We start from the raw sequence: 13,515 nt of genomic DNA, 5'->3' as shown, positions 1-13,515 counted from the left end.
GATTGAGCCCGACGGGCCGACAACGCCATGCGCGCCTGGCGGCACGCGGGCTCAACGCGAGCCCAAGAAATAGTATAGTTGCCTATCTAATTTGACGCAACGCATCGGGCTTGACGGCCATGCGATGGCCTCCATCCGCGCTTGCAAACTGCAGGATTCGATAAGGCTTCGCCCGCAACGCTACGTCAGCGTGGGCGGCGACGGGTCCGGCTCACCCATGACGACGGCCCGCGCCGATGGGGATCGGCGACGGCAAGCCGTCGGATTGGGCGAATCGGGGCGGCGGACAATCAGGCCGCGGCGCAGATCGGCTGGCTGCCCAGCTGCGAGGCGAGCCGGAAGCCGGCCGGCCAATGACCATGGCCGCTCTCGGTGTTGACGTGGCCGGCATGGCCGAGGTCGACCAGTTCCGAGCCCCAGCGCGCGGCGAACAGCCGCCCGCGCTCGACCGAGATATACGGGTCGTTGCGGCTCAGGGCGAGCGTGGTAGGGAAGGGCAGGCGCGACAGCGGAACCGGGGCGAAGCCGGAAAGCGGGTGATCAGCAGCGAGCGACTCGGTATCGGCCGGGGCGACCAGCAGGGCGCCGGCGATCGGCGCGCGCGGATAGCGGCGGGCATAATGCGCGACCAGGACCGCGCCGAGGCTGTGGGCGATCAGGACGGGCTGCCGGGTGCGGCGGATGGCGGTATCCAGGCGGGCGAGCCAGTCTTCGAGCTTGGGCGCATGCCAATCATCCTGCTCGACGATCCGCGCGTCGGCATCGACATCGAGCCAGCGGCGCTGCCAGTGGCCGTGGCCGGACCCTTGCCAGCCGGGAATGATCAAACGGGACATGGCGCAATCTCTGCCCAGGAATTGGATGGCTCCAAGAATAGGGCAGGCAGGCTCCGGGTCGAAGGAATGAGGGTCCAAGCTTTTCCGGCATGCCGGATTATCTTCCCTCAGATCGCGAGATGCTTGGAAGCGCAACCGCTGCGCGCCTTCACCCCGGCCGGTCGTGGACGATTCCCGCTTGAGGCGCGCGGTCCGCAAAAAAAGAGGCCGAGCGCTGCCGCCCGGCCTTTTGGTCCTCAGCTGCCGGCGCGCAGGCGCTGCAGCAGCGCGGCGTCGGGATAGGAGTCGGCGGGCATGCCGAGATCGATCTGCATCGCCTTCACCGCCGAACGGGTGCCAGCGCCGATCATGCCGTCGACCTTGCCGACGTCATGGCCGCGCTTGGCGAGAAGCTTCTGCAACTCGATGACTTCCTTGTAGGGAAGCTGCTTGGCGTTATCGCCGCGTCCGACCTGCGGCGCCCCGGCAAGCCGGGTGGCATAGTAAGCGGCCGTCGTTGCGTAGATGAAGGACTGGTTCCATTCGAGATAGACGCGATAATTCTGGTAGGCGAGGAAGGCCGGGCCGTTGCGGCCCATCGGCAGCAGTAGCGACGCCTTGTAGTCGGTGGTCGGAAGCTTGGAGCCGGGAGCGACGGTGACGCCCATCTTCTGCCAGGTCGAGACCGGATGCTGGATCTGCAGATCGGCCTGCGACCAGTCGAGATCGGCGGGGACGCGAACCTCGGTCAGCCAGGGCTGATCGCGCTGCCAGCCTTCATGCACCAGCAGATTGGCGGCGGAGGCGAGCACGTCCGGGACGCTCTTGATCAGGTCGCGGCGGCCGTCGCCATCATAGTCGACGGCGAAATCGCGGTAATGCGTCGCCAGGAACTGTACCTGGCCGAGTTCGCCGGCCCACGGGCCCTTCATCTCGGATGCCGTTAGGTCGCCACGGTCGATGACGGTGAGCGCCGCCATCAGCTGGTCGTGGAAGAGCTGCGGGCGGCGGCAGTCATAGGCGAGCGTCGCCAGCGAACGCAGCGTCGGCATGTCGCCGAGATTGGCGCCGAAATCCGTCTCGAGGCCCCAGAAGCCGACGAGCACGGCGGCCGGGACGCCGTAATCCTTGTCGATCCGGTCAAACAGCTTGGCGTTCGACTTGATCAGCTGCGCGCCCTTCTGCAGCCTATACTTCGCGACCATGCGGTCGGAGAATTCCAGGAAGCTCTGCGAGAAGACGTTCTGCGCACGGTCCTTGGCGATGACGTCGGGCGCATAGGCGATGCCGTCCAGCGCCGAGATCGCCTTCGCCGAAATGCCGCTCTGGGCGGCTTCCTGCCGCACGCCATCGAGCCAGGCGGGGAAGCCGGATGCGTCCTTGCAGGAGGCAGCGAAGGCCGGGGCGGCGGATAGGGCGAGGGCGAAGAATGTCGCGAGCTGCAAGCCAGCTTTTCGCATGGGGGAAAACCTCCGAGGAGAATGCCGGGGGGCATGATGCCGGGCCGGGATGCGGCCCAATCGTTTGAGCGGTCTTTGACCATCGCAATCCGTCGATTCCGTGACGAAAGCAACGGCCTCTGCAATCCTTGATGGGTCCGGCTTCAGCCGGCGGCGGGGTCGAAGGCTCTCAGAAGCCGCTTCGGCGCGGTCTGGCGCCATGACTTTTCCACCAGCGGCGCCAGGCGGTCGGCGTCGATCGCCGGCAGGCGCACCAGCACATAGGCGTAGCCGCGGAAATGGTCGTTGGTGAAGAAGATCTCCGGCTCGACCGCGATCAGCATGTCGCGATCGCCGAAATCCATTTTGAGCGCGAAGGTTCTTCCGTCCTCCTGCATCCGGCCAAAGAAGGTCTTGCCGAGATAGAAGGAGAGCGTGCCGTGGGTGACGCCCTCGCGCACCTCCGGCAACGCCAGGAAGATCTGCTTCAGCCCATCCGTATCGACCGGCATCGTCTCGCCCCGCCAGGAAGGATCCTCGCAGGGCAGTTTGCGCCGGTTGCGGCCGGGTTGCCAGCCTGCCGGATCAGGCGGCTTCTTCGCGCTGGTAGTCCTTGATCTCGCTGGCGGTAATGCCGGGCGTGCGGTCGAGCTCATAGCGCAGCTCGAAGGCTGAGGGAGCCATGAACACCGGGGCGCCGTCGAGATCGGACGCCATGGACGAGCGGTGGCGATCGATGAAGGTTTCCAGCGCGACCTTGTCGGGCGAGGTCACCCAACGGCAGACCGTGAAGCGCGAATGCTCGAAATCGATCGGCAGGCTGTATTCGACCTGCATGCGTTCCTTCAGCACGTCGAGCTGGAGTGCGCCGACCACGCCGATGATCGCCGGCGAGCCGTCATGCGGCACGAAGACCTGCACGACGCCTTCCTCGGCCATCTGCTGCAAGGCTTCCTTCAGCTTCTTCGCCTTCATCGGATCCTGCAGCCGGATGCGGCGCATGATTTCCGGCGCGAAGCTCGGCACGCCGCGGAAGACGAGGTTCTCGCCCTCGGTCAGCGTGTCCCCGATCCGGAGCGTACCATGGTTCGGGATTCCCACCACGTCGCCGGCGAAGGCCTCGTCGGCGAGCAGGCGGTCCTGCGCGAAGAAGAATTGCGGGCTGGACAGCGGGATCGGCTTGCCGGTGCGCACCAGCTTGGCCTTCATGCCGCGCTGCAGCTTGCCGGAGCAGACGCGCAGGAAGGCGATGCGGTCGCGATGGTTCGGATCCATGTTCGCCTGGATCTTGAACACGAAGCCCGACATCTTCGGCTCGGTCGGCTCGACGGTGCGGCCTTCGGCTTCCTGCGGACGGGGCGAGGGGGCGAAGGCGGCGAGCGCGTCGATCAGGTCGTGGACGCCGAAATTGCGCAGCGCCGACCCGAAATAGACGGGGGTCAGGTGGCCCTGGCGGAAGCTGTCGGCGTCAAAGCCGTTGCCGGCGCCCTCGATCAGTTCCATTTCCTCGCGGAACAGGGCGACGGCCTCCGGCGTGGTCAGACCGTCGATCTTGGGATCGTTCGGGCCCGAGACCGGGATGACGGAATTGTCGGTGTCGATGCGGCGGACCGTCCGGGCGACGATGTCGTAGGTGCCGGCGAATTCGCGGCCGCGACCGATCGGCCAGGTCATCGGCACGGTATCGAGCGCCAGCACCTTTTCGATTTCGTCGAGCAGGTCGAAGGGATCGCGCGTCTCGCGGTCGAGCTTGTTGACGAAGGTGACGATCGGGATATCGCGCAGGCGGCAAACTTCGAACAGCTTGCGCGTGCGATCCTCGATGCCCTTGGCGGCGTCGATCACCATGACGGCGGAATCGACGGCGGTCAGCGTGCGATAGGTATCTTCCGAGAAGTCTTCGTGGCCCGGCGTGTCGAGCAGGTTGAAGATCTTGCCGCCATACTCGAACGTCATCACCGAGGTGACGACGGAGATGCCGCGCTCGCGCTCGATGCCCATCCAGTCGGAACGGGTCTGGCGGCGGTCGCGCTTGCCCTTCACTTCGCCGGCAAGCTGGATCGCGCCGCCCATCAGGAGCAGCTTTTCGGTCAGCGTCGTCTTGCCCGCATCGGGGTGCGAGATGATGGCGAAGGTCCGGCGGCGATCGACGGGTCCGGTCAGGGCGTCCATGAAACAGTCTTCTAACGGTTTTTGAGGTGGCGCATCGATAGACGAGACCGGCCCGAAAGGCCAGCCCGAAGCGTCTAGCGCTTGCGCATCAGCAGCGACGCGACCGCAATACCGAGCCAGCCGAGGATCATCGTCGTGCCGCCGATCGGCGCCACGAAGGAGAGAGCCGCGCTGCCGGAGAGGCTGTGGAAGGCCAGCGCGCCGGAAAAGCCGATCAGGCCGAGCGCGATCGCCCAGGCGGAAATCGACATCAGCAGCGCCGTCGTCGGCACGAAGAAGCCGAGCGCCAGCAGCGCGGGCGCCTGCGCCATCGCCATGTTGCCGGCGGTGGCCAGCCTCTCGCCGCCCGGCAAATGCGCGCCGGCGGCGGCCAGCGCCACGCCGATCATGCCGGCGAGACCGGCGACAACCAGAAGCGCCTTTTGTCCGTTCATGTGCCTGTTCTCCCAAAGTCCTTGCCGAAGCCTGCCATCGGCGACCCGCATTCTCCGATCGAATAGAACCGATTGCGCCGGCGCGCGTCGTGGCAAAACCGCCCAACCCGCTGGAGGCCCGAGGGGCTGCGCAAGCGCGAGATATTCCGCTGGGGCATTGTCACATCGCGATCCGATGCTATGTTAGCGCTGTCATCGCGGCTCCGCCGCCTCGCGTCACAGGCCGGTCAGGCGTTGCCGCCGGCTTCCAGTCCAAAGCTTCGGGAGAGAAACATGATCATCGTTACGGGTGGAAGCGGTCTTGCGGGTCGCGCGGTGGTGAAGGATCTCGTCGAGCATGGCTACGAAGTCGCCTCGATCGACATGGCCCTTCCGCCGCCGGGGCAGGGCGTGCCGTTCAGCAAGGTCGATCTGACCGATTACGGCCAGGCGCTGGCCGCCTTCTCCGGGATCGACGATCGCTTCAAGAAGGCAACCGGGATCATCCATCTGGCCGCGATTCCCGCGCCGGGCCTGGCGCCCAACCACGTCATCTTCGAGACCAACATGATCTCGACCTACAACGTGTTCGAGGCGGCGCGGGTGCTCGGCATCAAGAATGTCGTCTGGGCTTCGAGCGAGACGGTGCTGGGCCTGCCCTTCGAGACGCCGCCGCCCTACGTGCCGGTCGACGAGGCCTATCGTGGCCGACCCGAGACGGCCTATTCGCTGTCCAAGTTCCTCGGCGAAGAGATGGCCAAGGAATTCTGCCGTTGGGATCCGGAAATGAAGATCTTCGGCCTGCGCTTCTCCAACGTCATGCCGCCGGAGCGCTATGCGGAATTCCCGGCCTTCGACGCCGACATCAACGCCCGCAAGTGGAACCTCTGGGCCTATATCGACGTGCGCGACGCCGCGCAGTCGTGCCGGTTGGCGCTGGAATCGCCGCTCAGGGGCGCTGATGTCTTCGTCATCGCCAATGAGGACGGCGTCATGAGCCGGACGAACGATTCCCTGCTCGACGAGGCGTTCCCGGGCATCGAGCGCAAGCGCCCCATCGGCCCGAACGAGACGCTGCTCTCGATCGACCGCGCGAAGAAGGTGCTCGGCTACAAGCCGCAATACGGCTGGCGCTGAGCCGTCAGGCTCCCTCCGGACGGCTGCCGAACAGCGGCAGCTCGTCCAGCTTGGCGCGGCTTTCGATGGCGAGGACCCGGCGTTTGGTGGCGATGCCGCCCGTGCCGGAGAAGCCGCCCATCTTGCCCCCGGCCGCCAGCACGCGGTGGCAGGGGATGAGGATCGGATAGGGGTTTTCGCCGAGCGCCCGGCCGACGGCGCGCGCCGCGCCCGGTTCGCCGATCGCCGCCGCGACCTCGCCATAGGTGAGCGTATGGCCGGGCGGGATGGCGCGGGTCACGTCATAGACGCGCTGGTTGAAGGGCGGGATATGATCGGGGTCGAGCGGGACGGCGGTCAGGTCATCATCCGCGCCTTCGAGCAGCGCGACGATCGCTGCGATGGCCGACTGGACAAAGGCCGGCGGCTCCTCGGAGTGCGCATCGGGGAAGCGGCGCGCCAGCGCCAGGCGCGTCTGCTCGGCATCGGCGCCCGGAAATTCAACGCCCGTGATGCCGCGCGCGCTCCAGCTGATGCCGCAGCGGCCGATCGGCGTATCGAACAGGGCAAGGCCTTGGGTGGTCATCCCCGCAATCTAGCACAAACCGGGAACGAGACCAGCCACCGGCTAGCTGTTGCCATCGTCGGGAATGGCCAGGATCTCGCCGCAGGCCTTGCAATGGACGGCGTCCGGGTCGTGCATCTGCAGGGCGCAGCGCGGGCAGGGAAAGTACACCTTGTTGGGCCGGACGATGGATTGCGCCAGGCGCACGAACAGCGAGATGCCGCAGATCATGGTGACGATGGCGGTCAGCTTGCCCCAGGGGCCCGGCAGCGTGATATCGCCGAAGCCGGTCGTGGTGACGGTCGCGACCGTGAAGTAGAGCGCGTCGATATAGCCGGCGAAGCCGGGGCTGAAGCGGAAGAAGAAGGTGTAGATGAAGCCGGTGGCGACGAACAGGAACGTCACCAGGTTGAGCACCGCCTGCACCGGCTGCTGCCAGCGGGCCAGCTGGCGTTTCGACAGCGGCCGCCACAGGAAGCCGCTGCGCGACAGCGACCAGAGCCGCAGGATGCGCAGGAAGCCCAGATTGGCGAGATAGGCCGGAAACAGCAGCGTGATCAGGATGAAGATGTCGACGATCACCGTCGGCTGCCGCAGCCAGCGTTTCAGGTCGGTTTCCGCCAGCCCCCGGCAGGTCAGGTCGACGGCCAGCACGATCGCGATGGCATAATCGTACCAGAGGAAGGCCGAGGCATCGCGGATCATCGGGGTGGCGATGAAGAAGGCAATGATCAGCAGGTCGATGGTGACGACGCAGGTCTGGAACAGGCGGGCCGGCCTGGCGCGGCTGTGATAGAGAAAATGCAGGTGCCGCCGCAGCCGGGCGAAGCCACCGTCCATCGCGCTCTTGGAATTGGATTGCATAAGGGCTCGCTCAACCGCCCGAGTGGCAGCCATGACACGGCCGGGGCCGCTCGGAACTCCGGCTTCAACGCGCCGGCGGGACCAAGCCTATAGATGGGCCAGGGTCGGGTCCAACGGCTTCCGCGTCTCGATCCCTTCCGAATAGATGTCGCGGACTCGGTTGATATGGTCGCGGATCGTGGCCGTCGCGCTTTCGAGGTTCCGGTCGGCCACCGCCTGGACGATCGCCGCGTGCTCGTTGCGCGAGACCTCGAAGAGTTGCTCGTTGGGCGAGGAGAAGTTGGCGCGCAGCGCCTGGATGCGCGGGTCGACCGAGCCATAGACCTCGGCCAGCAGGCTGTTGCCGCAGGCGACGAAGAAGGCCTTGTGAAAATCCTGGTCGAGCGTGTGATAGGTCTCGCGCTGGTAGCCGTCGCGCATCTTTTCCATCTCCGCGAAGGGGCTCGACAGCGCCTCCAGCAATCGGGCCTGCCCCCGCTCCATGGAAAGCCCCAGCGCGTAGCTTTCGAGTTCGATACGCAGCTCGCAGAGTTCGCGCACCTTGTCGATGGTCGGGAAGGGGACGTAGCAGCCCCGCTGCGGCTGGATTTCGACCAGGCCGAGCGACTGCAGCTGGAAGAACGCCTCGCGGATCGGCGTCTTGCTGGTGCCGAAGGTCTCGGCCACGGCCTTTTCGCTCAGCATGGTGCCATAGGCGATCTCGCCATGCACGATGCTGTGCAGCAGGCGATCGAATGCCCGGGCGGTCAGCGACTTGGGCCGATCGAGAGGCAGGGCGGTCATCGGCGGCGGCTCCCCTTGCTGACGTTGCGAGGCCACGCCGGTGGCCTGGCTTCGGCTGGACGATATTTCGACTGTTGAAGAATGGCATGGCACATGCGCGCGCCCGCCGGAAGCCTGACTGTCACGGGTGCCGCCGCTTCCCCCTTTTTATCCCTGGCCTCGGGTCCGGGGCACCTGTCCAAATGGACGAGGTGTCCGGACGGGATCGGGCCGTCGATGGCGCAAAATGGAGGAGCTTTCGGCCTGTATTCTGCTCAAGAAGCATTTCCCTCTGCCGACGCCGGTTGCCAGATCCCAAGTTTTAAAATATCTCAGATATGAATTTGAGGAAAGGCTGGATCGGTCGGCTCGCGGCGCGGCGACGGTTCTTCCGGACGGAGATGGATATGGATACGACCGAGACGACGCTGGACGAGACGATCCTGATCCGGGATGTCGACCGCGGATCGCACTACATCCGCGACTGGACCGGCGAGGCGGACGGCAATCCGTCTTTCGTCGCGCGGCCGCGCTCGGTCGCCGAGGTTGTCGATCTCGTGCGCTATTGCGTCGAGAAGGGCCTCGCCATTGTGCCGCAGGGTGGTCACACCGGCCTTGTCGAGGGCGCATCGGCCCGGATCGAGGGCGGCCATGTCCTGGTCAGCCTGGAGCGCATGAACCGGATCCGGGCGATCGATCCGCTCAATTTCAGCGTCGAGGTCGAGGCCGGCTGCGTGCTGGAAGTGCTGCACCAGGCGGTCGAGGCGGAAGACCTGATGTTCCCGCTGTCGCTCGGCGCGAAGGGTAGCTGCCAGATCGGCGGCAATGTCGCGACCAATGCCGGTGGCATCAATGTCCTGCGCTACGGCATGATGCGCGACCTCGTGCTCGGCCTTGAAGTCGTGCTGCCGGATGGCCGCGTCTGGAACGGGCTGAAGACGCTGCGCAAGGACAATACCGGCTATGACCTCAAGCAGCTCTTCCTTGGCTCGGAAGGCACGCTCGGCATCGTCACGGCGGCGACGCTGAAGTTGTTCCCCCGTCCGAGCAGCATCGAGACGATGTTCCTGGCGGTCTCGTCCGCCAGCGATGCCATTCGCCTGTTCGCCGCCGCGCGCCGGCATCTGGCCGACCTGCTCTCGGCCTTCGAGCTGATCTCGGACCGCAGTGTCGAGCTGGCGCGCACCATGCCGGACATCTCCAATCCGCTCGGCACCGGCGCGCCCTATTACGTCCTGCTCGAAGCATCCTCCAGCGGCCCGCTCGATCTCGAGGTGCTGGTCGGCGGCTTCCTGGAATTCGCCATGGAAGCGGAAATGGTGCTCGACGGCGTGCGAGCCTCCAGCGTCACGCAGGCGCAGAAGATCTGGGCGATCCGCGAAGGGGTCGTCGAGGCGCAGGTCAAGCACGGCACCTATCTGCGCACCGACGTGTCCGTGCCGATCTCGCAGGTCGCCGCCTGCATCGACGAGGTCGAGGCGGCGCTGGCCGAGACCGTCGCCGACGGCGTCGTGCTGACCTATGGCCATATCGGCGACGGCAACATGCATTTCGTCGTGATGCCGCCGCGCGACATGCCGGAGGGCCCAGATCGGCGCAGCTGGATCAAGGCGAGCGAGGCGGTGATCTTCGAGGTGGTCGACCGTCTCGGCGGCTCGATCAGCGCCGAGCATGGAATCGGCCGCGCCAAGCGCAACGCCTTCGAGAAGCGCGCCTCGGCGACGCAGATGGACCTGCTGCGCACGCTGAAATCCGGCATCGATCCGGCCAACCGGATGAATCCCGGCGCGATCTTCGAATGACGGCTTGAGAGCCTTCACCTCGACCGACCTGATCGGGCCTTCGGCCCGGTCACGTGCTTTCGCGCTGGATCACCCGGAACGGCATTTTGTGGGTCTCCGGTGCGATCCGCTGGCCCTCGCGCCGCGCCTCGATCGCGCGCAGTAGCAGGCGGCCCGCCGTGCGGCCGATCTCGAACGCATCGACGGAAACCGTCGTGAGGCGCGGATGGGCGCAGCGCGACACCTCGAAATCGCCGAAGCCGGCGATGGCGATCCGGCCCGGCACGGCCCAGCCGCGCCGATGGCATTCCATCAGCGCTCCGAAGGCGGAGAGATCGGAAACGCAGATCGCGGCATCGACCTCGGGCCATTGCTCGACCAGCTGGACGATCGCCTCGCCGCCTTGTTCCATCGAGATCGGCGGACTGCCGAACGAAATGATGCGGGATGGGCCGAGTTGCAGTTCGGTGATCGCCTGGCTGTAGCCGACGCGGCGATCGGCGCCGCGGGTGTCGCGATTGCTGGTGCCGCCGATGAAGCCGATGTTGCGGTAGCCGCGCACGTAGAGGTCGTGCACCAAGGCGCGGATGGCTGCCGCGTTGGAAAAGCCGACGACATGCTCGACCGGCTCCTGCGGCAGGTCCCAGGTCTCGATGACGGGAATGCCGACCGATTCCAGCAGCCGCCGCGAACGCGGGCTGTGCGAGCCCCCGGTCAGGATGATGCCTTCCGGCCGGCGCGTCAGCATGGATTCCAGCAGCGTTTCCTCCTTCTCGACGAGATAGTCGGTGCGGCCGAGCAGGAGCTGCAATCCGCTGCCTTCGATCGCCTCGCTGACGCCGCGCACTGTGTCGGAGAAGTTGGAATTGTTGATCGAGGGGATCAGCGTGGCGACGAAGCCCGAGCGCTTGGACGAGAGCGTGCCGGCGGTCTGGTCGAGCACGTAGCCGAGTTCGTCGACCGCGGCCATGATCCGGCGGCGGGTTTCGTCCGAGATCGGGCCGCCCTTCTTCAGCGCGCGCGATACCGTCATGGTCGAGACGCCGGCACGCTCGGCGACGTCGGCCATGGTGGGCTGGCTCTTCGGCGTTCGGCCGGGGGGATCGGTCGCCATCGTCTCTATCCATGGGGCGGCGCGGGACAAACCGCGCCGTGGGGAAAAAGGCTGAAACAGCCGGGTGCGGGATATGCCGTCTCGGCGAAGCGTCGTCGTTAGCCCAGCCACGCCCGGAGCGCCAGAGCAGGGCGCACGACCCCGACCGGGGCCAGCGCCTGCGCGGCGCGGGCCTCTCTCCAGGGCAGCGGGCCTGATATGGGGGAACCGGCGGCGACGCGTGGCCGCCGCCGGTCAGCACGCGGCGCTTACTGGACGCCCCAGATCTTCTTGTATTCGGCGCGATAGCCATTGTCGGGGTCGAAAACGTTCTTCGGGCCGCCGTCAAAGGCAACGTTGTCCGGCGTCACGAGATGGACGCCCGGGACGTAGCCCGACCACTTTTCGCCGGCAAAGGCGCGGTTCAGCTCGTCGATGAGCTGCCAGCCCTGCATGGTCAGGGGCTCCGGCACGGTCGCGGCCTGATGATCCTTGGCGCGGATGCGCTGGTAGGCCGATTCCGAGCCGTCGCCGGCCGAAACGTTCTGCGGGTCGCCGTCGCCGGCAATGCCGGCAGCCTGCAGCGCCGGCGGCATGAAGTCGTAATAGAGGTCGTTGATCGCCAGCGAGTGGGTCCACTTGGCGCCATTCTGCTGCAGCAGCGTCGTGGTCAGCTGCGGAATGCGCGTCGAGACGTCGGCGAGCGGCGTGTCCTGGAAGGAGACGACCGAGCAGCCGGCGCACTTCTTGATCCACTCTTCCATGGCGCGGCCCTTGGCGATGGCGATCGCATAGGTCGAGTCGGCGAACACGACCACGCCGGCCTTGCCGTCGGAATCGGCGATCGCTTTCATCGCCGCGACCTTGGCGACTTCCATCGCGTCGGTGGTGACATTGGCGAAGATCGGCGTGCCTGCGAGCGGGCCGGGCACGGGGCCGGAATGCCAGCCGACCATGAGGATGCCTTCCTTGGCGGCGCCCTCCAGTCCGGCCTTCTGCTCGACGGCATCGCTGCCGCCGACGATTATGGCGTCCGGCTTCAGTGCGATCGCCTGGGAGAGCGCCGTGGCCTGGCCCGAAACGGTGCCCTGGCCGTCGATCTCGCGATAGTCCCAGCCGATCGCTTCGGCCGCTTCCTTGGCGCCCTGGGAAACGCCCAGGATGCCGCCATTGCGCATGTCCCCGGCGACATAGACGACGGTCTTCTTGCCGACGGCCTTGGGGCCGGTGGTGGGGCCGTCCCACTTGTCGGCGCGGCCGACGGCCTTGGCGACCACGGCCTTGGCCTCATCGACGAAGGCGTCGGCGTGGGCAACCATCGGTATGGCCATCAGGGCGACGGCGCTGGCCGCGGCAAGCAACAGGTTACGTGACTTCATGAACTTCCCTCCGAGTTGCGACGGGGTTCTTAAGTGCCCGTCTTTTTGAATGGCTTGTTGTTCGTGCCGCGGCGGCGCTGGGCATAGCCGGCGATGCCGATGGCGATCAGCAGCGTGACGCCATTGAACATCGGCTCGACCCAGAACGAGCCGCCGAACTGCTGGATGCCGGCGATGCCGACCGCCAGGATGGCGACGCCGGCGAGCGTGCCCCAGACATTGACGCGACCCGGCTTGATCGTGGTCGAGCCGAGGAAGGCGCCCACCAGAGCCGGCAGCAGGTATTCGAGGCCGACGCTGGCCTGGCCGATGCGCAGCTTCGACGCCAGCAGCACGCCGGCGACCGCCGTCAGCGCGCCCGAGGCGACGAAGGCGCCCATGGTGTAGCGCTGGACGGGAATGCCGTTGAGCGCGGCGGCCTTCGGATTGGCGCCGATGGCGTAGAGATAGCGGCCGATCGGCAGGTGCTCGAGGATCAGCCAGAGCACGATGGCGAGGCCGATCACGTAGAACCCGGTGATCGGCAGGCCGAACACCATGGTTCCGTTCAGCGACAGGAAGCCCTGCGGCAGCTGCGCCACCACCTGGCGGCCTCCAGTGTGCCAGAGCGCGACCGCATAGAGCACGGTGCCGGTGCCGAGCGTCGCGATGAAGCTATCGATGCGGGCGACCTCGACCAGCAGGCCGTTCAGCAGGCCGACGCAGGCGCCGAGCACGATGACGATCAGCACGGCGAAGGGCCAGGGAATGCCGGCCATGGTCTGCAGGCTGATGGCCAGGATATGCCAGAGCACGATGCCGTAGCCGACGGTCAGGTCGATCTTGCCGGCGGCCATCGGGATCATGGCGGCGAGCGAGAGCAGCGCGATGATCGCCTTGTCCGAGATGATCGACCGCACGTTCAGCATGGTCGGGAAGGTCTGCGGCAGGATCAGCGAGAAGATCACGATCAGCAGCACCAGCAGGATCGGCAGGCCATAGACCGGGATGCGGCGGCGCAGGCGCTCGCCGAAGGAAGCGTTCTTCAATTCGCTGCGGGTCGGTTCCAGCGCATCGGAGCGGACGGAGTTCATGGACATGGGCGCGGTTCCTGGAGCGTTTTCGAGCGAAGTCGGG

Annotated in this window: 13 protein-coding genes; 2 read left to right on the top strand and 11 right to left on the bottom strand. The window is 66.4% G+C overall.

Features of this window, described 5'->3' with window-relative positions; all coding sequences use genetic code 11:
- Positions 1-290 precede the first annotated feature (290 nt).
- From ABIE08_RS10555 to ABIE08_RS10535, 5 genes are all read right to left on the bottom strand, one after another.
- On the bottom strand, positions 291-836 hold the full coding sequence (locus ABIE08_RS10555; protein ID WP_354550836.1) for an RBBP9/YdeN family alpha/beta hydrolase: 546 nt from the start codon (positions 834-836) through the stop codon (positions 291-293).
- Between the two features lie 236 nt (positions 837-1,072).
- Positions 1,073-2,260, bottom strand: a complete 1,188-nt coding sequence (locus ABIE08_RS10550) for a lytic murein transglycosylase (RefSeq protein ID WP_354550834.1) — start codon at positions 2,258-2,260, stop codon at positions 1,073-1,075.
- A 158-nt stretch (positions 2,261-2,418) separates the two neighbouring features.
- A complete protein-coding gene (locus ABIE08_RS10545; RefSeq protein ID WP_354550833.1) occupies positions 2,419-2,766 on the bottom strand; it encodes an MmcQ/YjbR family DNA-binding protein in 348 nt (115 codons plus the stop codon).
- A 73-nt stretch (positions 2,767-2,839) separates the two neighbouring features.
- Entirely contained in the window at positions 2,840-4,426 is a 1,587-nt protein-coding gene (locus ABIE08_RS10540; protein ID WP_354550832.1) for a peptide chain release factor 3, read from the bottom strand.
- Between the two features lie 74 nt (positions 4,427-4,500).
- On the bottom strand, positions 4,501-4,860 hold the full coding sequence (locus tag ABIE08_RS10535) for a DUF423 domain-containing protein (protein ID WP_354550831.1): 360 nt from the start codon (positions 4,858-4,860) through the stop codon (positions 4,501-4,503).
- A 273-nt stretch (positions 4,861-5,133) separates the two neighbouring features.
- Here ABIE08_RS10535 and ABIE08_RS10530 point away from each other — a divergent pair, with 273 nt between their 5' ends.
- Positions 5,134-5,976: an NAD-dependent epimerase/dehydratase family protein gene (locus ABIE08_RS10530; RefSeq protein ID WP_354550829.1), complete on the top strand. Its 843-nt coding sequence runs from the start codon at positions 5,134-5,136 to the stop codon at positions 5,974-5,976.
- Positions 5,977-5,980: 4 nt separating this feature from the next.
- On the opposite strand, the gene ABIE08_RS10525 is transcribed toward ABIE08_RS10530, so the two are convergent.
- From ABIE08_RS10525 to ABIE08_RS10515, 3 genes are all read right to left on the bottom strand, one after another.
- Complete coding sequence (locus tag ABIE08_RS10525) at positions 5,981-6,541, bottom strand: methylated-DNA--[protein]-cysteine S-methyltransferase (RefSeq protein ID WP_354550828.1); 561 nt, start codon at positions 6,539-6,541, stop codon at positions 5,981-5,983.
- A gap of 42 nt (positions 6,542-6,583) precedes the next feature.
- Positions 6,584-7,384 (bottom strand): potassium channel family protein, encoded by an 801-nt coding sequence (locus tag ABIE08_RS10520; RefSeq protein WP_354550827.1) that lies wholly within the window; start codon positions 7,382-7,384, stop codon positions 6,584-6,586.
- A gap of 87 nt (positions 7,385-7,471) precedes the next feature.
- The gene (locus tag ABIE08_RS10515) at positions 7,472-8,167 is read right to left on the bottom strand and encodes a GntR family transcriptional regulator (protein ID WP_354550825.1); all 696 of its coding nucleotides are present in this window, start codon (positions 8,165-8,167) and stop codon (positions 7,472-7,474) included.
- 386 nt (positions 8,168-8,553) lie between these two features.
- On the opposite strand from ABIE08_RS10515, the gene ABIE08_RS10510 reads away from it, so the two are divergent.
- On the top strand, positions 8,554-9,948 hold the full coding sequence (locus ABIE08_RS10510; protein ID WP_354550824.1) for an FAD-binding oxidoreductase: 1,395 nt from the start codon (positions 8,554-8,556) through the stop codon (positions 9,946-9,948).
- Positions 9,949-9,997: 49 nt separating this feature from the next.
- Here the strand turns inward: ABIE08_RS10510 and ABIE08_RS10505 are convergent, their stop codons facing one another.
- From ABIE08_RS10505 to ABIE08_RS10495, 3 genes are all read right to left on the bottom strand, one after another.
- Positions 9,998-10,996 (bottom strand): LacI family DNA-binding transcriptional regulator, encoded by a 999-nt coding sequence (locus ABIE08_RS10505; protein ID WP_354551657.1) that lies wholly within the window; start codon positions 10,994-10,996, stop codon positions 9,998-10,000.
- 293 nt (positions 10,997-11,289) lie between these two features.
- Positions 11,290-12,399 carry a substrate-binding domain-containing protein gene (locus tag ABIE08_RS10500; protein ID WP_354550823.1) on the bottom strand — a complete coding sequence of 370 codons (1,110 nt, stop codon included), beginning with the start codon at positions 12,397-12,399 and terminating at the stop codon, positions 11,290-11,292.
- 29 nt (positions 12,400-12,428) lie between these two features.
- Positions 12,429-13,472: an ABC transporter permease gene (locus tag ABIE08_RS10495; RefSeq protein WP_354551656.1), complete on the bottom strand. Its 1,044-nt coding sequence runs from the start codon at positions 13,470-13,472 to the stop codon at positions 12,429-12,431.
- Between the last annotated feature and the right edge of the window lie 43 nt (positions 13,473-13,515).

Source organism: Kaistia defluvii, assembly GCF_040548815.1.
In the GTDB taxonomy this organism is placed as follows: Bacteria; Pseudomonadota; Alphaproteobacteria; order Rhizobiales; family Kaistiaceae; genus Kaistia; species Kaistia defluvii_A.
This window is presented reverse-complemented; position numbering and strand designations above follow the sequence as displayed.

Coding starts and splice junctions, on each gene's coding strand:
- ABIE08_RS10555 (WP_354550836.1), bottom strand. CDS start 836: ATGTCCCGTTTGATCATTCCCGGCTGGCAAGGGTCCGGCCACGGCCAC.
- ABIE08_RS10545 (WP_354550833.1), bottom strand. CDS start 2,766: ATGCCGGTCGATACGGATGGGCTGAAGCAGATCTTCCTGGCGTTGCCG.
- ABIE08_RS10540 (WP_354550832.1), bottom strand. CDS start 4,426: ATGGACGCCCTGACCGGACCCGTCGATCGCCGCCGGACCTTCGCCATC.
- ABIE08_RS10535 (WP_354550831.1), bottom strand. CDS start 4,860: ATGAACGGACAAAAGGCGCTTCTGGTTGTCGCCGGTCTCGCCGGCATG.
- ABIE08_RS10530 (WP_354550829.1), top strand. CDS start 5,134: ATGATCATCGTTACGGGTGGAAGCGGTCTTGCGGGTCGCGCGGTGGTG.
- ABIE08_RS10525 (WP_354550828.1), bottom strand. CDS start 6,541: ATGACCACCCAAGGCCTTGCCCTGTTCGATACGCCGATCGGCCGCTGC.
- ABIE08_RS10520 (WP_354550827.1), bottom strand. CDS start 7,384: ATGCAATCCAATTCCAAGAGCGCGATGGACGGTGGCTTCGCCCGGCTG.
- ABIE08_RS10515 (WP_354550825.1), bottom strand. CDS start 8,167: ATGACCGCCCTGCCTCTCGATCGGCCCAAGTCGCTGACCGCCCGGGCA.
- ABIE08_RS10510 (WP_354550824.1), top strand. CDS start 8,554: ATGGATACGACCGAGACGACGCTGGACGAGACGATCCTGATCCGGGAT.
- ABIE08_RS10505 (WP_354551657.1), bottom strand. CDS start 10,996: ATGGCCGACGTCGCCGAGCGTGCCGGCGTCTCGACCATGACGGTATCG.
- ABIE08_RS10500 (WP_354550823.1), bottom strand. CDS start 12,399: ATGAAGTCACGTAACCTGTTGCTTGCCGCGGCCAGCGCCGTCGCCCTG.
- ABIE08_RS10495 (WP_354551656.1), bottom strand. CDS start 13,472: ATGAACTCCGTCCGCTCCGATGCGCTGGAACCGACCCGCAGCGAATTG.